Source organism: Spiribacter aquaticus, from assembly GCF_007625215.1.
In the GTDB taxonomy this organism is placed as follows: domain Bacteria; phylum Pseudomonadota; class Gammaproteobacteria; order Nitrococcales; family Nitrococcaceae; genus Spiribacter; species Spiribacter roseus.
Window position 1 is genome coordinate 287,730 of sequence record NZ_VMKP01000002.1, and the last position, 17,491, is coordinate 305,220.

Here is a 17,491-nt window from a genome sequence, read left to right on the forward strand (position 1 = left end):
CGTGTCCGTGACTGCATCAGCGCTCAAATCCATGTTTGTGGGCGTCGCGGGTCGCCTTGGCGCGGCGGAACACCCCTTCGAGCCCGGCGGCATCGGCCGCCTCGACTTTTTCGGTCAGCTGTTCGAGGTCGCGGCGGAAATGGCCCAGCGCCTCGAGCACCGCGTCGCGGTTACCCAGACAGATGTCCCGCCACATCACCGGGTCGCTGGACGCGATGCGGGTGAAGTCACGGAATCCACCGGCGGCGTAGCCGAGGATCTCCTCGTGGTCCGGGTCTTGGGCCAGCATATCCACCAGGCCGAAGGCGAGCAGGTGCGGCAGGTGCGAGGTGATCGCCAGCATCCGGTCGTGGTGGGCGACCGACATGGCCGTCACCTCGGCGCCGGCCTGGCGCCAGAGCCAGTCGACGGCGCTGACCGCCGCCCCGGCACTGGATTCCAACGGCGTAATGATGACCCGGCGGCCATCGAACAGCTCGGCGAATGCCGCCTCGACGCCGCTATGCTCGGTGCCGGCGATGGGATGACCCGGCACGAACCCCGCAGGCAGCCCGCCGAGGACGGTGCGCAGGTCGTCGACGACGCAGCCCTTGGCGCTGCCCACGTCGGTGATCACCAGGTCATCGCGCAGATGCGGGGCGAGCTCGCGCATCACCGTCGCGGTGGCACCCAGAGGCACCCCCAGCACCAGCAGTTCGGCGTCGGCCAGGGCCTCGGCCGGGTCGGTGGTGGCGTGGTCGATGGCGCCGACGGCCCGGGCCCGGGCCAGACGCTGCGGATCGCGCCCAAGGCCGGTGATGCGCTCGGTGACGCCGGCGCGCTTGAGCGCCAGCCCGAGCGACCCGGCGATCAGGCCGACGCCGACCAGACAGATCCGTTGTGGCTCGGTATTCAAGCGCGCGCCCTAGACCACCGAGCGCGGATACGAACCCAGCACCTTGAGCAGACTGGCGAGTTTCTGCATCTCGCCCAGCGCGCGCTTGAGATCGGGATCCTCGGCATGCCCCAGCAGATCGACGAAGAACACGTACTCCCACATGCCCTCCGGCGATGGCCGGGATTCGAGCCGGGTCATGTTCAGCCCGTACCGCGCCAGCGGCGCGAGCAGCCCCGCCAGTCCGCCGGGGCGGTTTTCCCGGGCGATGACCAGTGAGGTCTTGTCCTCGCCGGTGGGTTCCGGGCTCTCGCGGCCCAGCACCAGAAACCGCGTCGCGTTACGCGATCCGTCCTGCATGGCCGCCTGCAGGATGGGCAGCTCGTAACGCTCGGCGGCCGCCTCGGAGGCGATGGCCGCCGCGCTGTCATCGAGGCTGGCCAGCCGCGCCGCCTCGGCGGTGCTTGCCACCGGGATACGGTCCACCGCCGGCAGGTGGCGGTCGAGCCATGACCGGCACTGGGCAAGCCCCTGGCTGTGGGAGTAGACACGCTGGATGGAGGCGACATCGGCGGCACGGGTGGCGAGGCTGTGAACCACCGGCATCTCCACCTCACCGACGATCTGCAGCGGCGAGGACGGCAGTCGGTCGAGGGTGTGGGTGACCATGCCCTCGGTGGAGTTTTCCACCGGCACGACGCCATAGGCGGCTTCCCCCGACTCCACCTCGCGGAACACCGCATCGATGTTGTCCATGGGCCGGCTGTCGACGGAGTGGCCGAAGTGCTTGAGCGCCGCTTCCTGGGTGAAGGTGCCCTCAGGCCCCAGAAAGGCCACGGTCAGGGGACGCTGCAGGGCCAGGCACGAGGACATGATCTCGCGGAACAGACGCGTGACGTCGCCATCGTTGAGCGGCCCGGGGTTGGCATCGCGGAGCCGCCGCAGGACTTCCGCCTCGCGCGCCGGGCGGTAGAAATCCGCCGACTCGCCGGCGGCCTGCTTGGCACCGGCCACCTCGGCCGCCGCCGCGGCCCGCTCATTGATCAGCGCCAGGATCTGGTCATCAATGCCGTCAATGCGCGCCCGGATGCGCTTCAGCGTTTCGTCGTTCACGCTCGCCCCCCGTTGTCAGTCGCTAGATGACCCGAACCATGAGCACGCCATCAATGCCCTGCAGGCGCTCGATGACCGCTGGCGGGATCGTGCCGTCGACATCGGCGACGCTGTAGGCCAGTTCGCCCTGCGACTTGTTGTACATGTCGTCAATGTTGAGGCCCGCCTCGGCCAGCGCCGAGGAGATCTGCCCGAGCATATTGGGGACGTTGGCGTTGACCACGGTCAGGCGGTCGCCCCCGGCATTGCGCGGCAGGATGAGCTCGGGAAAGTTGACGGCGTTGGTGACGTTGCCCGTCTCAAGGAAGTCACGGACTTCGTCGGCCGCCATGATCGCGCAGTTTTCCTGGGCTTCATCCGTCGAGGCGCCGATGTGCGGCAGTGCCACCACGCCATCGTGGCCCTTGAGCGCCGCGGCCGGGAAGTCGCAGACGTAGCGGCTCAGCCGACCCTCGTCCAGTGCCTTGATGATGGCGTCGTCATCGACGATGCCGGCGCGGGCAAAGTTGAGCAGGACCTGGCCTTCGCGCGAGGCCGCCAGGCGCGCGGCGTTGATCATGCCGCGGGTTTCATCCACCTCGGGTACATGGAGGGTGACGATGTCAGAGGCGGTCATCACCTCGTCGACGCTCTGCGCCCGGTATACCCCCGACTCGAGATTCCAGGCGCTGCGCACGGTGATCTTGGGATCGTAGCCCACCACCTTCATGCCCAGCGCGGCGGCGGCGTTGGCGACGCTGACGCCAATCGCCCCAAGGCCGATGACGCCCAGCGTGCGCCCGGGCAGTTCGAAGCCGGTGAACTGCTTCTTACCGGCCTCGGCCGCCTTGTTCATCGCGGCATCATCGCCTTCAAGCGTCTGGGCAAAGGCCCAGGCGGGGCAGATGTTGCGCGCGGCGAGGAACATGCCGGCCAGCACCAGCTCCTTGACCGCGTTGGCGTTGGCGCCCGGGGCGTTGAACACTGGGATGCCGCGCTCGTTCATCGCCGCCATGGGGATGTTGTTAACGCCGGCACCGGCCCGCCCTACGGCCTTGAGCGTGTCAGGCACCGCCCAGTCGTGGAGCTTGGCGGAGCGCAGCAGCACCGCATCAGGGTGCTGGATCTCGGAGGAGACCTCGAACCGCTCGCGCGGCAGGCGCTCGAGTCCGCGGGTGGAAATATTGTTGAATGTCAGGATCTTGTACATTTTTCTCGGTTATCCGTGGCGTCGCTCGAAATCGGCCATGAAGTCGATGAGGGCATCCACTCCGGCCTCGGGCATCGCATTGTAGATGCTGGCACGCATGCCGCCTACCGAGCGGTGCCCCTTTAGGGTCTCCAGCCCGGCCGCACTCGCTTCCTTGAGGAAGGTCGCGTCCAACGAATCATCGGCCAGCACGAACGGCACGTTCATCCACGAGCGCGCATCCGGGGCCACCGGGTTGCGGTAAAACGCCGAGGCATCGATGGCCTCGTAGAGCCTGGCGGCCTTGCGGCGATTGATCTCGCCGATCGCGGCCAGCCCGCCCTCGTCCTTGAGCCACTGGAAGACCAGGCCGGCGATATAGAGGCTGTAGGTGGCCGGCGTATTGAGCATGGAGTCGGCTTCGGCCTGGCGCCGGTAGTCCCAGATCGCCGGCACCTGGGCGCTGGCACGATCCAGCAGGTCATCACGGACGATGACCACGGTCAGTCCCGCGGGACCGAAGTTCTTCTGGGCCCCGGCGTAGATCACGCCGAACCGCGAGACATCCAGCGGCCGGGACAGGAACGTCGACGACATGTCGCTGACCAGCGGTACGTCACCGGCATCCGGGATCTCGGGGAACTCGACGCCGGTGATGGTCTCGTTGGCGCAGTAGTGCAGATAGGCGGCGTTGGGATCGCACTGCCACTCGGCCTGCGGCGGAATGGCCATGGGATCACCATTGCCCCCCTCGGCCGCCACGTTGACCGCCGTGTACTTGCGCGCCTCGGCGATCGCCTTTTTCGACCAGCTGCCGGTGTTGACATAGTCGACGCTCGAGGCATCGCCGATCAGGTTCAGGGGCACTGCGGAGAACTGTGCCGTGGCACCGCCCTGCAGGAACAGCACCCGGTAGTTGTCCGGCACCTGGAGAAGTTCACGAAGATCGGCCTCGGCCCGCTCGGCGATGGACACGAAGGACTTGCCGCGATGGCTCATTTCCATCACCGACATCCCGGTGCCGTGCCAGTCGAGCATTTCCTCGGCGGCCTGGCGCAGGACCGGTTCCGGTAACGTCCCGGGCCCCGCGCTGAAGTTGTATACACGCGACATAATGCGCTCCCGCTGATTGATTGACTGCGTATCGGAGGGGCTCAGTCGTCGCCGGCCCCGTCGTCGGCGCCGGCCTCTTCACCCAGCGCCTCGACCCGGGCCAGGCCGACCAGCGCCTCCTCCTCGGACAGGGCGATCAGCTTGACCCCCTGAGTGTTACGGCTCAGCACCGAGATTTCGGCGGCCCGGGTGCGCACCAGCGTCCCGCCGTTGGTGATGAGCATGATTTCGTTGTCTTGGGTGACCTGCAGCGCTCCCACCACGCCGCCATTGCGCGCCGTGGTCTGGATGCTGATCACGCCCATCCCGCCACGCCCACGCAGTGGGTAGTCCGCCACCGGGGTCAGCTTGCCGAAGCCGTTCTCCGTCACCGTGAGGACATCGCCTTCATCGAGTATCAGGGACTGGATGACGGTCTGATCAGTTCCCAGCCGCACACCGCGCACGCCGGTGGCGGTGCGCCCCATGGCCCGCACTTCGGATTCATTGAAGCGGATCGCCTTGCCGGCGTTGGTCAGCAGCATGACATCGCGCTGGCCATCGGTGACGCCCACGTTCACCAGGCTGTCGTCGTCGCCGAGATTGAGGGCGATGATGCCGTTGGCGCGGGGCCGGGAGAAGTCCACCAGCGGGGTCTTCTTGACGGTGCCCTGGCGCGTCGCCATGAACACGAAATGATCGGCGTCGAATTCGCTCACCGGCAGCACGGCATTGATGCGCTCGTCGGCCTCCAGCGGCAGGAGGTTGACGATCGGCTTGCCCCGCGCCCCGCGGCTGCCGTGGGGCAACTCATAAACTTTGAGCCAGTAGCATTTGCCGCGACTGGAAAAGCACAGCAGCGTGTCGTGGGTGTTGGCCACCCAGAGCTTGTCGACAAAGTCCTCGCCGCGCATCTGGGTGGCGGCCTTGCCCTTGCCGCCGCGGCGCTGGGCCTGATAGCCGTCGAGCGGCTGCGACTTCGCGTAGCCACTGTGCGAGAGCGTGACCACCACGTCCTGCGGCGGGATCAGGTCCTCGATGGACAGATCGAGCCGGGTCTCGAGGATCTCGCTGCGGCGCTCGTCGCCGTAGCGCTCGCGGATGGCGGTCAGCTCGTCGCGGATCACCTGCATGAGCCGGTCACTGCTGGCGAGGATGTCCAGCAGATCGGCGATGGTCTCGAGGATCTGCCGGTACTCGTCGACGATCTTGTCCTGCTCGAGGCCGGTCAGCCGGTGCAGGCGCAGATCGAGGATGGCCTGGGCCTGCGCCTCGGTCAGGCGATAGCCACTGTCGAGCCAGCCGACACCCGCCCCGAGTGATTCCGGGCGTGACGCCTCGGCCCCGGCCCGCGAGAGCATCTCGCTGACGATACCGGGGGCCCAGTCGCGGCTGACCAGCGCGGCCCGCGCATCCGCGGATGACGGCGACGCCTTGATCAGCGCAATCACCTCGTCGATGTTGGCCAGCGCAACGGCCAGACCTTCGAGGACATGGGCCCGGTCCCGGGCCTTGCGCAGCTCGAACACGGTGCGCCGGGTGACCACCTCGCGGCGGTGGCTGATGAACGCATCCAGCACGTCGCGCAGGTTGTGCTGGCGCGGCTGCCCCTCGTGGAGGGCGACCATGTTGATGCCGAAAACCGTCTCCAGCTGGGTGTGCTGGTAGAGATTGTTCAGCACCACCTCGGGCACCTCGCCGCGGCGCAGCTCGATGACCATGCGGATGCCGTCCTTATCGGACTCGTCACGCAGCTCGGTGATGCCCTCGATGCGTTTTTCCTTGACCAGCTCCGCGATTTTCTCGAGCAGTCGGGCCTTGTTGACCTGGTAAGGGAGCTCTTCGACGATGATCGACGCCTTGCCATTGGCGGGATCGTGCTCAAAGCGGCAGCGCGCCCGCATCACCATGCGTCCGCGCCCGGTGCGGTAGGCCTCGCGGATGCCCTCGACTCCGTTGATGATGCCGCGGGTGGGCAGATCGGGACCGGGGATGTACGCCATCAACGCCTCGACGTCGAGACTGTCGTCATCGATCAGCGCCAGACAGGCGTCGACCACTTCGCTCAGATTGTGCGGCGGGACGTTGGTGGCCATCCCCACGGCGATGCCCGAGCCACCGTTGACCAGAAAGTTGGGCACGCGGGTGGGCAGGACCTCGGGCTCCTGCTCGGAGCCGTCGTAGTTGTCGCCGAAGTCCACCGTTTCCTTGTCGATATCGGCGAGCAGCTCATGGGCCATGCGCGCCATGCGCACCTCGGTGTATCGCATCGCCGCGGCATTGTCGCCGTCGATGGAGCCGAAGTTGCCCTGCCCGTCCACCAGCAGATAGCGCATGGAGAAGTCCTGCGCCATGCGCACGATGGTGTCGTAGACCGCCGTGTCGCCATGCGGGTGGTACTTACCGATGACATCACCCACCACCCGGGCGGATTTCTTGTACGGCCGGTTCCAGTCGTTGCCGAGCTCGCGCATCGCATAGAGCACGCGCCGGTGCACCGGCTTGAGCCCGTCGCGCACATCCGGCAGGGCTCGGCCCACGATGACGCTCATGGCGTAGTCCAGGTAGGACTGACGCATCTCGTCTTCGAGATTGACCGGGAGGATTTCCTTGGCAACGCTGGACATGGCGGGGGGTCTCGACCGTCGTAGAATTCGCTGTAATTAAGCCACTAGTCTAACACGCGCGGGCGGCCGCGGCACGGCGGCGGCGCGGCGACGCTCAGTCGCCATCCACCCGCCGTGCCGCCTCCACCACCACGGGATCCACCGGCACATCGGCCATGCCGTTACGGCGCCCGGTCTCGCCCGCCGCGATGCGATCCACCACCGCCATGCCATCGATGACCCGGGCAAAAACGGCATAGCCGAAATCGCGCTCGCCATGATCGAGGAAGGCGTTGTCGGACAGATTGACGAAGAACTGCGACGTCGCGCTGTCGGGGTCGCGGGTACGCGCCATCGACAGGGTGCCCCGCTCGTTCAGGCGGCCGTTGTCGGCCTCGTTGACGATCGGCTCACGGGTGGGCTTGCGCTCAAGCCCGGCGGTGAAGCCGCCGCCCTGAATGACAAAGTCGGGGATCACCCGGTGGAAGATGGTCCCGCGATAGAAGCCATCGTCGACATAGCCGAGAAAGTTCTCGACGGTCACCGGTGCGTCGTCCTGGAACAGCTCGATGCGAATGTCGCCGGCGGTGGTCTCGAAGACCACCTGCGGGTTGGCGGCGCCCGCCGCGCCGGTGCCGATCGCGGCGGCCAGGGCGAGACTCAGGGGGAAGGCTTTCATGGCGATGACTCCTGCATTGCGGGTAAAGCCGGCAGTATCCCATATCCGGCGCCGACAGGCGCTGCCGTGCTACCATGACAGCATTATTCAAGCGGACCACGAACGGACAGGCCCCATGCGCGAGCAGAACGCGGACGCGGATGAAATCGCCAAATTCGACGACGCCGCGGACGCCTGGTGGGACCCGGAAGGCCCCTTCGCCCCGCTGCATGCCATCAACCCGCTGCGGCTTGACTATATCGAGCGTCACAGCGGGCCGATCCGCGGCCAGCGGGTTGCGGATGTGGGCTGCGGCGGGGGACTGCTGAGCGAGGGGCTGGCGGCACGCGGCGCGCAGTCGGTGGTGGGTATCGACCTGGCCGCCGACAGCCTCGAAGTGGCTACGCGTCACGCCCGCGGGCGGTTTCCGAACATCGAGTACCGCTGCATGGCGGCCGAGTCCCTCGCCGAGGCCCAGCCCGGCGAATTCGACCGCGTGACCTGTCTCGAGCTGCTCGAGCATGTCCCCGACCCGGCCGCCATCGTCCGGGCCTGCGCCCGGCTGGTGCGCCCCGGCGGGTCGGTGTTCTTCTCGACGATCAACCGGAACACCCGGGCCTGGCTGCTGGCGGTGGTGGCGGCGGAACGGGTCCTCGGCCTGCTGCCGCGGGGCACCCATGACGCCCGAGGGTTCATCCGCCCGGCCGAGCTCGCCCGCTGGGCGCGCCAGGCCGGGCTGCAGCTGCGCGATCTGACCGGGCTGCACTACCACCCGATCAGCCGCGAGTACACGCTGGGCGGCGACACCTCGGTCAACTACCTCGCCCACTGCCACCGCCCGGAGGCGCCATGACGGCCGCCACCGGGGAGCGCGCCCATGGCGTGCTGCTGGACCTGGACGGGACAATGCTCGACACGGCACCGGATCTGATCGACAGCCTCAACCGGCTGCGCGGCGAACAGGGACTGGCGCCGATGGCCGATGCGGAATTCCTGCATGCGGTCGGGCACGGCAGCATCCCGATGATTGCCCGCGGCTTCAACCGCCATCCCGGCGATGCCGGGTTCGATGCCCTCCGCGACCGGTTTCTGGCGATCTATGCCGAATCGGTCAGTCGCCGCACACGCCCCTATGCAGGCATGGAGGCAACCCTGCAAGCCCTCGAGGCGGCGGCCATTCCCTGGGGCATCGTCACCAATAAGCCGGGCTGGCTGACCACTCCGCTGCTTGCGGATCTGGGCTATGCCGGCCGGCCGGCCTGCGTGGTCACCGGCGACGACCTGGCGCGGCGCAAGCCCCATCCCTACCAGATCACCGAGGCGGCCCGGCAGCTTGATCTGCCCGCCTCGGCCTGTCTGGTGGTGGGCGACACCGAGCGCGACATCCGCGCCGGCCATCAGGCCGGCGCGCTGACCGTGGTGGCGCTTTACGGCTACCTGAGTGGCGACGATCATGTCGAGCACTGGGGTGCCGATGGCCTGATCGGCCAGCCCGCCGAGCTGCTGCGCTGGGTGGCGGACCCGGCAGCGCCCCACCGTCAAGCCATCGCGGTCTAGATTATGGAACCGGTCGAATACTGCCGGCGCAAGGTCGCGCCGGACGGCTCAAGCACCTATTACGCCCTGCTGTTCGCACCGCCGGCGGCGCGCGACGGTCTGGCCGCCCTGGCCGCCTATCGCGCCGAGGTACTCGAGATCCCCCGCGAGGTCAGCGACCCGGGGGTGGGGGCGGTCAAGCTCAACTGGTGGCAGGAAGAGCTCGAACGGCTCGCCGCGGGGGCGCCCCGGCATCCCGTCAGTCAGGCCCTGCTCCCCGCCCTCGAGGCCCATCAGCTGGAGATGGACAGGCTCGGCGAGGTGATCGAGGCGAGCCGCATGGACCTCGAGTACGGGCGCTACCCGACGCTGCGCGAGCTCACGCTGTACTGCCACCGTGCCGGCGGCGCGGTGGCGGATCTGGCCTGGCGGATGACGGGCTCGAGTGGCCTCGAGGCCGCGCCGTTCGCCCACGACCTCGCCATGGGGCTTGAGCTCACGCGCATGCTGCGCCACCTGCGCCGGGACGTCCGCGCCGGCCGGCTGTACATTCCCGAAGACGAACTCACCCTGAGCGGGCTCGGCAGCGAGGATCTGCTGGCGGCCGATCAGGCGGATGCCGTGCGCAGCCTGCTGTCCCGTCAGGGCAATCGCGCGCGGCAGTTTCTGGACAGCGCCATCACCCGACTGCCCTATTCGGCGCGGCCGGCACAGGCCTACGGGCTGGTGCTGGCGGTGCTGCACCGGCGCCTGCTGGACGACATGGCCGCCGACGGCTATGCCGTGGCCGAGCGCCAGGTCCATCTGACGCCCCTGCGCAAGCTCTGGCTCGCCTGGCGGACCGCGCGGCGTCCGCACAAAGTCCACCCGCTTCCGGAGTCCTCCTCAACATGAACCAGCCCCTGCCTGCCCCCGCCGATGCCACCCTCGATCCCACCCGCCTGTCCGGGCAGCGCATCCTCATCACCGGCGCCGCGGGGGCGCTGGGCAGTGCGCTGGCCGAGCAGTTGGCCGCGCAGGGCGCCGATACGGTTCTGCTCGACAAATCACTGAACGGGCTGGAAGCCCTTCACGACCGCATCGAGGCGGCCGGCCATGGTCAGCCGGCGCTTTATCCGCTGGATCTGATGGGCGCCGGACCGGATGACTATGCCGAGCTGGCCGACAGGCTGGCCGAATCCCTGGGCGGAGTCGATGCGGTGGTGCATGCGGCGGCGGATTTCGGGTCGCCCGCGCCACTGAGCCTCTACGATCCGCAGGCGTGGCTCAAATGCCTGCATGTCAACATCAACGCCGCTTTCCTGCTGACCCAGGCGCTCCTCGGTCTGTTGCGCGACAGTCAGGGCCGGGTGATCTTCATCTCCGATGCGGCCGGGCGCAGCGGTCAGGCGGCGATGGGGGCGTATGGGGTGAGTAAATGGGCGGTGGAGGGGCTGGCGGCCACGCTGGCGGCCGAGTATTCGGCGGCGCATCCGGTGATCAGCTGCAGCGTCGACCCCGGGGCCATCCAGTCCACGCTGCGGCGACAACTTTTTACCGGTGAGACGGTCGATGAAGTACCCACGGCCGAGATCGCTGCCCGCGCTGTGGCGACGCTTGTCGATCCGGCGGCGACGCCGGCCAATGGCGCCATGTACCGGGTCTCGCGCTGACAGAGATTGCAGGCTTGTGACAAGGCCGGTGGAAGTGCAAGCATGCGCAACATTTGAACGGGACTGGAGAATAACCCCATGGGATTTGCCCTATCGGCCATGCAGGCGCGCAGCAACGCGTTCGGCCCCCATCAGCCCATTCCGGTGCGCTATACCGGCGAGGGTGAAGACATTGCACCGGCGCTTCACTGGACCGGCGCGCCCGAAGGCACGCAGGGTTTTGCGGTCATCTGCCACGATCCCGATGCGCCGCTGGTCAATCCCGGCAGCTACGGCTTCGTCCACTGGGTCTACTACAACATCCCCCACGATGTGACCTCGCTCGAGGAAGGCAGCGAGGCCTACACCCACGGGGTGACCGACTTCGGGCGTCAGACCTATGGCGGGCCCATGCCCCCGGAAGGGCACGGCGTGCATCACTACTACTTCTGGGTGCTGGCGCTTGATCAGGCCCTGCAGCTCGAGCCCGGGCTGACCATGCGCCAGTTCCTCGAACAGGTCGAGCCGCATGTGATCGGCATGAGCCGCCTGATCGGCACTTACGAGCGCTAGGCCCCGTCCAGCTGGCTACGGCCGTGATCGCAGGCCGGCTGCAGCGGACAGGCGCTGCAGCGCGGCAGCCGCGGCCGGCAGTAGTCCTTGCCCACGCTCACGATCAGTGCGTGGGCCTCGTTAAAGCGCGCCGCATCGCGCGGCAGTTCGGCCTCGAAGGCCGCCTGAAGATCGTCATAGCCGATGCTCGCCGGCACCACGCCAACCCGTGAGAAGATCCGCCGGGTGTAGGCATCCACCACGAACACCGGCCGGTGGAAACCGTAGAGCAGGACGTCATCGACGCTCTCCGGCCCCAGTCCCCTGACCGCCAGCAGCTCGGCCCGAGCCGTCGTAGTGGGCATCGCGTCGATCCCCGCCTCACCGCCCAGTGCCAGCCAGGTCTCGCAGGCGGCGCGCAGGCGCTGGGTCTTGACGTTGTAATAGCCACTCGGGCGCAGGCACTCCCGCAGCTCATCGACGGGTGCGTTGACGATGGCCGATGGCGACAGCCAGTCCCGGGCCCGGAGTCGGGCGATGGCGGTCTCGACGTTACGCCAGGCGGTGTTCTGGGTGAGCACGGCGCCGACCAGCACCTCGAAGGCGCTCTCGGCCGGCCACCACTGCTGGGGGCCGAACGCCCGGGTAAGCCGATCCAGCAGGGCCAGCAGGCCGCGTGACTGCCCGCTCATGAGCGGTTACGACGGTGGGCGCGGGGGCGACGGTCGCCGTCACCGGCCTCGGCCTCGGCCAGGCCGACGCGATGGGCCAGATCGCGGACCTCGCCGGCGGTGAAGGCCTGAATCTGGCCCTCGCGCAGCCGCGGCGGCATTTCATAGGGGCCGTACTGGACGCGGATCAGCCGGCTGATCTGCACACCCTGGGATTCCCATAGCCGCCGCACCAGCCGATTCTTGCCCTCACGAAGCCGCACGCGGTACCAGGAATTCGCCTGCTCGCCGTGATCCAGCGGCTGCAGCGACTCGAAGGCCGCCCGACCGTCATCCAGCTCGACGCCGGCCAGCAACCGCCGGCAGATCGAGTCGTCCACCGACCCGAAGATGCGCACCGCGTAGTCGCGCACCATTTCATACGAGGGATGGGCCAGCCGGTTGGCCAGCTCGCCGTCGTTGGTGAACAGCAGCAACCCCGAGGTATTGATATCGAGGCGGCCGACCGACAACCAGCGCCCGCTGCGCAGCCGCGGCAGGCGCCGAAAGACGGTGGGCCGGCCCTCGGGATCATGACGCGTGACCACCTCGCCGGTGGGTTTGTGATAGGCGATGACCTGGCGCTCGCCGGCACTGCGCGCGGCAGCGCCCACCACCCGGCCATCGACGCGGATCCGGGCCCGCTCGTCGACACGGTCGCCAAGGCTTGCCCGGCGGCCGTTGACTTCGACGCGACCCTCGTCGATGACACGCTCCATCTCGCGGCGCGAGCCGATGCCCGCGCGGGCCAGGACTTTCTGCAGTTTCTCCGAGGTCATTCGCTCCCCTATTCCGGGTGTTCGGTCAATGTGGGCAATTCATCGAGGCTGGCAAGATTGAAATGGTCGAGAAAATCGCGGGTGGTGGCGAATACCGCCGGCCGGCCGGGGCTGTCCCGATGGCCGGCCACCCGGATCCAGCCGCGCTCCTGGAGTGTCTGCATGATCGCGGTACTCGGCGGGACTCCACGGATCGCCTCGATCTCGGCCCGCGTCACAGGCTGTCGATAGGCAATGATGGCCAACGTCTCGAGCACTGCCCGGGAATAGCGGGCGGGTTTTTCCTCCCACAATCGGGCCACCCATGGCGCGCAGCGCTCGGGCACCTGCAGCCGCCAGCCGCCGGCGACCCGGCAGAGCTCCACACCGCGGTCGGCGAGCTGCGCCTCAAGCCGTGCCAGGGCCGCCTCGAGGCTGGCACGATCCGGCGGATCATCGCCGAACACGGCCTGCAGCTGCGCGAGATCCAGCGGCGTCCCGGCGGCGAGCAGAGCGGCCTCGAGGATCACCTCCGGCGCGGGTTCGGCCGCCGCGCTCATGCCGTCTCAGCGCCAGACGCCTGCGTGCCCCGGGCGCGCAGGTACAGCGGGGCGAACGCCTCGGACTGGACGATCTCGAGCAGCGCATCCTTGAGCAGCTCGAGAACGGCCAGAAAGGTCACCACCACACCGGCGCGCCCCTCGCGCGCATCGAGCAGTTCAGTCAGTGGCACGAACCGCTCGCTCTGGAGCCGGGCCAGCGTCCCGGTCATGCGCTCGCGCACCGACAGGGCTTCGCGGCGGACCGCGTGATGGGTATTCAGATCGGCCCGCGCCATGACCGCGGCAAAGGCGTCAAACAGTTCATCAAGCGCCAGCGGCGGCGCGGGGCGGGTCGCCGCTGCCGGGGGGTGACCGGCCTGGGCCGGGAACACATCCCGCGCCACCCGCGGCAGTTGATCGATCCGCTCGCCGGCCGCCCGGAACTGCTCGTACTCGCGCAGCCGCCGCACCAGTTCAGCACGCGGGTCGGGGTCGTCCCCGTCATCATCCTCACGGGGTGCCCGCGGCATGAGCATGCGCGCCTTGATCTCGGCGAGCATGGCGGCCATCACCAGGTATTCCGCCGCCAGCGCCAGGCGCCGGTCGCTCATCAGCTCAACGTAGTGCATGTACTGATCGGTGATGCGGGCGATGGGGATATCGAGAATGTCCAGATTCTGCCGCCGGATGAGGTACAGCAACAGATCGAGCGGCCCCTCGAAGGTCTCGAGGAACACCTCGAGGGCATCCGGCGGGATGTAGAGGTCGTGGGGCAGCGCCTCGTAGGGCTCGCCCCGCACCGTCGCAATGCTCATCGCTGGCGGTAGTCCAGTCCAATGGCCGAGCGGACTTCCTTCATCGTGTCGCGGGCCACGTGGCGGGCCCGGTCACAGCCATCGTTGATGATCTGCTGGACATGATCGGGATCGGCCTCAAGCTCGGCGGCCCGCTCGCGGATCGGCGCCACCTCGGCCTGGACCGCGTCGATGAGGGGTTTCTTGCAGTCGAGACAGCCAATGCCCGCCGACCGGCAGCCCTCCTCGACCCAGCGCCGCGTGGCGTCATCGGCGTAGACCTTGTGCAGATCAAACACCGGACATTTTTCGGGCTCGCCGGGATCGTTCCGCCGCACCCGCGCCGGGTCGGTGGGCATGGTGCGGATCTTGCGATCAATGTCGGCGTCCGATTCGCGCAGGGACAGGGTGTTGCCGTAGGACTTGGACATCTTCCGGCCATCCAGGCCCGGCATGCGCGGCGCCCGGGTGAGCAGCGCCTCGGGCTCGGTGAGTACGCTGCGCCCGCCACCGTCGAGGTAACCGGCCAGACGGGCGCGGTCGGCGATGGTCAGGTTCTGCTGATTCTCGAGCAGCGCCTGACCTTCGCTGAGCGCCTCGCCATCGCCGGCCTCCTGATAGCGCCGCCGCAGCGATCGATAGAGCCGGGCGTGTTTCTTGCCCATCTTGGCGATGGCCGCCTCGGCTTTTTCGGCAAACCCGGGCTCGCGACCAAACAGATGGTTGAACCGTCGCGCCAGCTCACGGGTCAGCTCGACGTGCGAGACCTGATCCTCGCCCACCGGCACGCCACTCGCCCCATAGATCAGGATGTCGGCACTCTGCAGCACCGGGTAGCCGAGGAACCCGTAGGTCGCCAGGTCCCGGTCCCGCAGCTCGGCGATCTGATCCTTGTAGGTCGGCACCCGCTCCAGCCAGCCCAGGGGGGCGATCATCGAGAGCAGCAGATGCAGCTCGGCATGCTCCATGACCCGTGACTGGATGAACAGCGTCGAGAGATTGGGATTGACGCCGGCGGCGAGCCAGTCCACCACCATGTCCCAGACACTCTGCGAGATCACTTCGCGGTTTTCGTAGGCCGTGGTCAGCGCATGCCAGTCGGCGACAAAGAAAAAGCACTCGTGGGAGGCCTGCAGCGAGGTCCAGTTGCGCAGGACCCCGTGGTAGTGCCCCAGATGCAGGCGCCCGGTGGGGCGCATGCCCGAGAGGATGCGATCGCGACTCGCTGGCGATTGGCTCAAGGTGACCTCCGCATAGACCGTTGACTGGCCCCCATCATAGCCGATCAGCCCTCGAAAACGTGTGCATCACCGGCGCCACGCCGGATCACTTCGGGCCGCTCGCCACTGAGATCCACCACCGTGCTCGGTTCGAGCCCGCCGGGACCGGCATCGATGATGGCATCCACCTGGCGGCCGAGGCGCTCACGCATGTCCACCGGATCGGTCATGGGATCGGTCTCGCCGGGCAGCAGCAGCGTGCTGGTGGTCAGCGGTTCGCCCAGCGCCTCGAGCAGCGCCTGGGCCACCGGGTGATCCGGCACGCGGATACCGATGGTTTTACGGCGGGTGTGCTGCACCCGACGGGGGACCTCGGCAGTGGCCCGCAGCACAAAGGTGTAGGGGCCCGGGACATGGGCCTTGAGCAGGCGGAACGCCGTGTTGTCCAGGCGGGTATAGCTGCCGATATCCGAGAGATCACGACAGGCCAGGGTAAAGTGATGCCGCTCCTCAAGCCCACGCAGCTGGCGGATGCGGTCGACGGCGGCCTTCTCGCCCATCGCACAACCGAGCGCATAGGTGGTGCCGGTGGGATAGACGATCACCCCGCCATCGCGGAGTATCTCGACGGCGCGCCGGATAAGCCGGGGCTGCGGGGTTCGCGGATGAATCTCGAAATACTGACTCATGGGGCAACTCCTCGGGTGTCCACCGCACCCAGTTATGATAGCGTCCCGACAGTCTAACGAACGGAAGCCTATGTACTACGCGATTATCAGTGAAGACGTGAGCGACAGCCGCGAGCGTCGGGCCGGTGCCCGCGACGCGCATCTCGAGCGGCTCCGGCAGCTTCGCGATGACGGCCGTCTGCTCGTGGCCGGCCCCAACCCGGCCATCGATGCCGACGACCCGGGCGAGGCGGGCTTCAGCGGGAGCGTCGTGATCGCCGAGTTCGACTCGCTGGCGAGCGCCCGGGCCTGGGCCGACGCCGACCCCTATGTCGCCGCAGGGGTCTACAGCGCCGTCACCGTCAAGCCGTTCAAGAAGGTGCTGCCATGAGTGATGTCCCGCGCAGCGAGCGGCCGGCCATGATCCGGTCGCGACTGGAACACAGCCTGTCCATCGACTCGCTCGAGGTCCAGGATGACAGCCATCGGCATGCCGGCCACGCCGGCGCCCAGGCCGGTGGCGGCCACTACAGCCTGCGGATCGTCAGCGACGACTTCGCCGGCCGGCGTCGCCTCCAGCGGCATCGTCTGGTCTACGACGCGATGGGGGATGCGATGCGCAATGACTGCATCCACGCCCTCAGCATCGAGGCGCTGACGCCCGCCGAGGCCCGCTCCCAATCCCCCGAAAGCCAATGAGTACTACAATGTCATTCAGTCCCCTTACCGCCCTTCGCCTGACCCTGCCCGCCCTCGCCCTTGGCGCCGGAATGGGCATGGCCCAGGCTCAGGAATCGGCCGATGGCGCGGACAGCGCCGAGGTCGAGGTGCTTGCCGAGATCAATGGCGAGACCATCACCGCCCGCGAGCTCGATCAGCTGGTCTCACAGCAGACCCAGGGCCAGTCCGAGATCCCGCCGCCGCAGCGCCGTCAGTTCCTCGAGGAGATCATCAACCTGATGCTGCTCGCCCAGGCCGGTGACGCCGCGGGCATCGATGAAAACCCGGACGTCGCCGCGCAGCTCAACAACGATCGCCGCCGCACCCTGGCCCAGGGCTTTGTGCGCCAGCTTACCGAGACCGAGCCGGTTGCCGAGTCGGTGCTGCGCGACCGCTACGATGAGATCTATGGCGGGGAAGCCCCGCGCGAGTACAAGGCCCGGCATATCCTTGTCTCGGATGGCGAGCAGGCGGCCGCCCTGATCGACCGGCTCGACAGCGGCGAGGCGTTCGTCGAGCTCGCGGGGCAGTACTCCGAGGATGGCACCTCGCGGGATGGCGGCGATCTGGGCTGGTTTGCCCCGGGTGACATGGTCGAGCCGTTTTCGGCGGCGGTCGCCGAACTCGAGCCCGGTGAGGTGACCGACGAGCCCGTGGAAACGCGCTTCGGCTTTCATGTCATCCGGCTTGATGACACCCGTGAGACCGACGCGCCCGCGTTTTCCGACGTGGCGGGTCAGCTGCGCATGAGCATCGTCAACGAGCGCATCCAGGCCGAGCTCGGGAGCCTGCGCGAGGAGGCCGACATCGACTACGAGGCGGCCTGGGCCCAGCCCGACAACGGCTGAC

20 protein-coding genes are annotated in these 17,491 nt (G+C 67.9%); 8 read left to right on the top strand and 12 right to left on the bottom strand.

Annotated elements, in window-relative coordinates:
- Positions 1–16: 16 nt before the first annotated feature.
- The 6 genes from FPL11_RS04760 to FPL11_RS04785 all read right to left on the bottom strand — a co-directional run bounded on the left by FPL11_RS04760 (position 17) and on the right by FPL11_RS04785 (position 7,532).
- Positions 17–895 carry a prephenate dehydrogenase gene (locus tag FPL11_RS04760; protein ID WP_144347646.1) on the bottom strand — a complete coding sequence of 293 codons (879 nt, stop codon included), beginning with the start codon at positions 893–895 and terminating at the stop codon, positions 17–19.
- A 9-nt stretch (positions 896–904) separates the two neighbouring features.
- Positions 905–1,987 (bottom strand): prephenate dehydratase, encoded by a 1,083-nt coding sequence (gene pheA, locus FPL11_RS04765; protein ID WP_144347647.1) that lies wholly within the window; start codon positions 1,985–1,987, stop codon positions 905–907.
- Positions 1,988–2,009: 22 nt separating this feature from the next.
- Positions 2,010–3,176, bottom strand: a complete 1,167-nt coding sequence (locus FPL11_RS04770; protein WP_144347648.1) for a phosphoglycerate dehydrogenase — start codon at positions 3,174–3,176, stop codon at positions 2,010–2,012.
- A gap of 9 nt (positions 3,177–3,185) precedes the next feature.
- Complete coding sequence (gene serC / locus FPL11_RS04775; protein WP_144347649.1) at positions 3,186–4,268, bottom strand: 3-phosphoserine/phosphohydroxythreonine transaminase; 1,083 nt, start codon at positions 4,266–4,268, stop codon at positions 3,186–3,188.
- 41 nt (positions 4,269–4,309) lie between these two features.
- Positions 4,310–6,874 (bottom strand): DNA gyrase subunit A, encoded by a 2,565-nt coding sequence (gene gyrA, locus FPL11_RS04780; protein ID WP_110883053.1) that lies wholly within the window; start codon positions 6,872–6,874, stop codon positions 4,310–4,312.
- A gap of 94 nt (positions 6,875–6,968) precedes the next feature.
- On the bottom strand, positions 6,969–7,532 hold the full coding sequence (locus FPL11_RS04785; protein WP_144347650.1) for a peptidylprolyl isomerase: 564 nt from the start codon (positions 7,530–7,532) through the stop codon (positions 6,969–6,971).
- Positions 7,533–7,647: 115 nt separating this feature from the next.
- On the opposite strand from FPL11_RS04785, the gene ubiG reads away from it, so the two are divergent.
- The 5 genes from ubiG (at position 7,648) to FPL11_RS04810 (ending at position 11,251) form a co-directional block, all read left to right on the top strand.
- Complete coding sequence (gene ubiG, locus FPL11_RS04790; protein ID WP_144347651.1) at positions 7,648–8,364, top strand: bifunctional 2-polyprenyl-6-hydroxyphenol methylase/3-demethylubiquinol 3-O-methyltransferase UbiG; 717 nt, start codon at positions 7,648–7,650, stop codon at positions 8,362–8,364.
- On the top strand, positions 8,361–9,068 hold the full coding sequence (locus FPL11_RS04795; RefSeq protein ID WP_144347652.1) for an HAD family hydrolase: 708 nt from the start codon (positions 8,361–8,363) through the stop codon (positions 9,066–9,068). Before ubiG ends, FPL11_RS04795 begins: the two co-directional genes overlap by 4 nt.
- 3 nt (positions 9,069–9,071) lie before the next feature.
- On the top strand, positions 9,072–9,941 hold the full coding sequence (locus FPL11_RS04800; protein WP_144347653.1) for a squalene/phytoene synthase family protein: 870 nt from the start codon (positions 9,072–9,074) through the stop codon (positions 9,939–9,941).
- Complete coding sequence (locus FPL11_RS04805; protein WP_144347654.1) at positions 9,938–10,699, top strand: SDR family NAD(P)-dependent oxidoreductase; 762 nt, start codon at positions 9,938–9,940, stop codon at positions 10,697–10,699. Before FPL11_RS04800 ends, FPL11_RS04805 begins: the two co-directional genes overlap by 4 nt.
- A 78-nt stretch (positions 10,700–10,777) precedes the next feature.
- On the top strand, positions 10,778–11,251 hold the full coding sequence (locus FPL11_RS04810; RefSeq protein ID WP_110883059.1) for a YbhB/YbcL family Raf kinase inhibitor-like protein: 474 nt from the start codon (positions 10,778–10,780) through the stop codon (positions 11,249–11,251).
- Here the strand turns inward: FPL11_RS04810 and FPL11_RS04815 are convergent.
- Genes FPL11_RS04815 through FPL11_RS04840 form a run of 6 tightly spaced genes read right to left on the bottom strand, consistent with a single transcriptional unit; the run spans position 11,248 to position 15,943 of the window.
- Entirely contained in the window at positions 11,248–11,922 is a 675-nt protein-coding gene (locus FPL11_RS04815) for an endonuclease III domain-containing protein (protein WP_144347655.1), read from the bottom strand. The genes FPL11_RS04810 and FPL11_RS04815 overlap by 4 nt on opposite strands.
- A complete protein-coding gene (gene rluB, locus FPL11_RS04820; RefSeq protein ID WP_144347656.1) occupies positions 11,919–12,719 on the bottom strand; it encodes a 23S rRNA pseudouridine(2605) synthase RluB in 801 nt (266 codons plus the stop codon). Before rluB ends, FPL11_RS04815 begins: the two co-directional genes overlap by 4 nt.
- A gap of 8 nt (positions 12,720–12,727) precedes the next feature.
- Positions 12,728–13,258: an SMC-Scp complex subunit ScpB gene (gene scpB, locus FPL11_RS04825; RefSeq protein ID WP_144347657.1), complete on the bottom strand. Its 531-nt coding sequence runs from the start codon at positions 13,256–13,258 to the stop codon at positions 12,728–12,730.
- Positions 13,255–14,055: a segregation and condensation protein A gene (locus FPL11_RS04830; RefSeq protein WP_144347658.1), complete on the bottom strand. Its 801-nt coding sequence runs from the start codon at positions 14,053–14,055 to the stop codon at positions 13,255–13,257. Before FPL11_RS04830 ends, scpB begins: the two co-directional genes overlap by 4 nt.
- Positions 14,052–15,275 carry a tryptophan--tRNA ligase gene (locus tag FPL11_RS04835; protein ID WP_255425098.1) on the bottom strand — a complete coding sequence of 408 codons (1,224 nt, stop codon included), beginning with the start codon at positions 15,273–15,275 and terminating at the stop codon, positions 14,052–14,054. Before FPL11_RS04835 ends, FPL11_RS04830 begins: the two co-directional genes overlap by 4 nt.
- Before the next feature lie 44 nt (positions 15,276–15,319).
- On the bottom strand, positions 15,320–15,943 hold the full coding sequence (locus FPL11_RS04840) for an L-threonylcarbamoyladenylate synthase (protein ID WP_110883064.1): 624 nt from the start codon (positions 15,941–15,943) through the stop codon (positions 15,320–15,322).
- A gap of 70 nt (positions 15,944–16,013) precedes the next feature.
- Here FPL11_RS04840 and FPL11_RS04845 point away from each other — a divergent pair, with 70 nt between their 5' ends.
- The 3 genes from FPL11_RS04845 to FPL11_RS04855 are packed head-to-tail and all read left to right on the top strand — an operon-like array spanning position 16,014 to position 17,490.
- Positions 16,014–16,313, top strand: a complete 300-nt coding sequence (locus FPL11_RS04845) for a YciI family protein (protein ID WP_144347659.1) — start codon at positions 16,014–16,016, stop codon at positions 16,311–16,313.
- Complete coding sequence (locus FPL11_RS04850; RefSeq protein ID WP_144347660.1) at positions 16,310–16,621, top strand: BolA family protein; 312 nt, start codon at positions 16,310–16,312, stop codon at positions 16,619–16,621. Before FPL11_RS04845 ends, FPL11_RS04850 begins: the two co-directional genes overlap by 4 nt.
- A gap of 8 nt (positions 16,622–16,629) precedes the next feature.
- A complete protein-coding gene (locus tag FPL11_RS04855; RefSeq protein ID WP_157809057.1) occupies positions 16,630–17,490 on the top strand; it encodes a peptidylprolyl isomerase in 861 nt (286 codons plus the stop codon).
- Position 17,491: the final 1 nt, after the last annotated feature.

Coding starts and splice junctions, on each gene's coding strand:
- FPL11_RS04770 (WP_144347648.1), bottom strand. CDS start 3,176: ATGTACAAGATCCTGACATTCAACAATATTTCCACCCGCGGACTCGAG.
- serC (WP_144347649.1), bottom strand. CDS start 4,268: ATGTCGCGTGTATACAACTTCAGCGCGGGGCCCGGGACGTTACCGGAA.
- gyrA (WP_110883053.1), bottom strand. CDS start 6,874: ATGTCCAGCGTTGCCAAGGAAATCCTCCCGGTCAATCTCGAAGACGAG.
- FPL11_RS04785 (WP_144347650.1), bottom strand. CDS start 7,532: ATGAAAGCCTTCCCCCTGAGTCTCGCCCTGGCCGCCGCGATCGGCACC.
- ubiG (WP_144347651.1), top strand. CDS start 7,648: ATGCGCGAGCAGAACGCGGACGCGGATGAAATCGCCAAATTCGACGAC.
- FPL11_RS04795 (WP_144347652.1), top strand. CDS start 8,361: ATGACGGCCGCCACCGGGGAGCGCGCCCATGGCGTGCTGCTGGACCTG.
- FPL11_RS04800 (WP_144347653.1), top strand. CDS start 9,072: ATGGAACCGGTCGAATACTGCCGGCGCAAGGTCGCGCCGGACGGCTCA.
- FPL11_RS04805 (WP_144347654.1), top strand. CDS start 9,938: ATGAACCAGCCCCTGCCTGCCCCCGCCGATGCCACCCTCGATCCCACC.
- FPL11_RS04810 (WP_110883059.1), top strand. CDS start 10,778: ATGGGATTTGCCCTATCGGCCATGCAGGCGCGCAGCAACGCGTTCGGC.
- FPL11_RS04815 (WP_144347655.1), bottom strand. CDS start 11,922: ATGAGCGGGCAGTCACGCGGCCTGCTGGCCCTGCTGGATCGGCTTACC.
- rluB (WP_144347656.1), bottom strand. CDS start 12,719: ATGACCTCGGAGAAACTGCAGAAAGTCCTGGCCCGCGCGGGCATCGGC.
- scpB (WP_144347657.1), bottom strand. CDS start 13,258: ATGAGCGCGGCGGCCGAACCCGCGCCGGAGGTGATCCTCGAGGCCGCT.
- FPL11_RS04830 (WP_144347658.1), bottom strand. CDS start 14,055: ATGAGCATTGCGACGGTGCGGGGCGAGCCCTACGAGGCGCTGCCCCAC.
- FPL11_RS04840 (WP_110883064.1), bottom strand. CDS start 15,943: ATGAGTCAGTATTTCGAGATTCATCCGCGAACCCCGCAGCCCCGGCTT.
- FPL11_RS04845 (WP_144347659.1), top strand. CDS start 16,014: ATGTACTACGCGATTATCAGTGAAGACGTGAGCGACAGCCGCGAGCGT.
- FPL11_RS04850 (WP_144347660.1), top strand. CDS start 16,310: ATGAGTGATGTCCCGCGCAGCGAGCGGCCGGCCATGATCCGGTCGCGA.
- FPL11_RS04855 (WP_157809057.1), top strand. CDS start 16,630: ATGTCATTCAGTCCCCTTACCGCCCTTCGCCTGACCCTGCCCGCCCTC.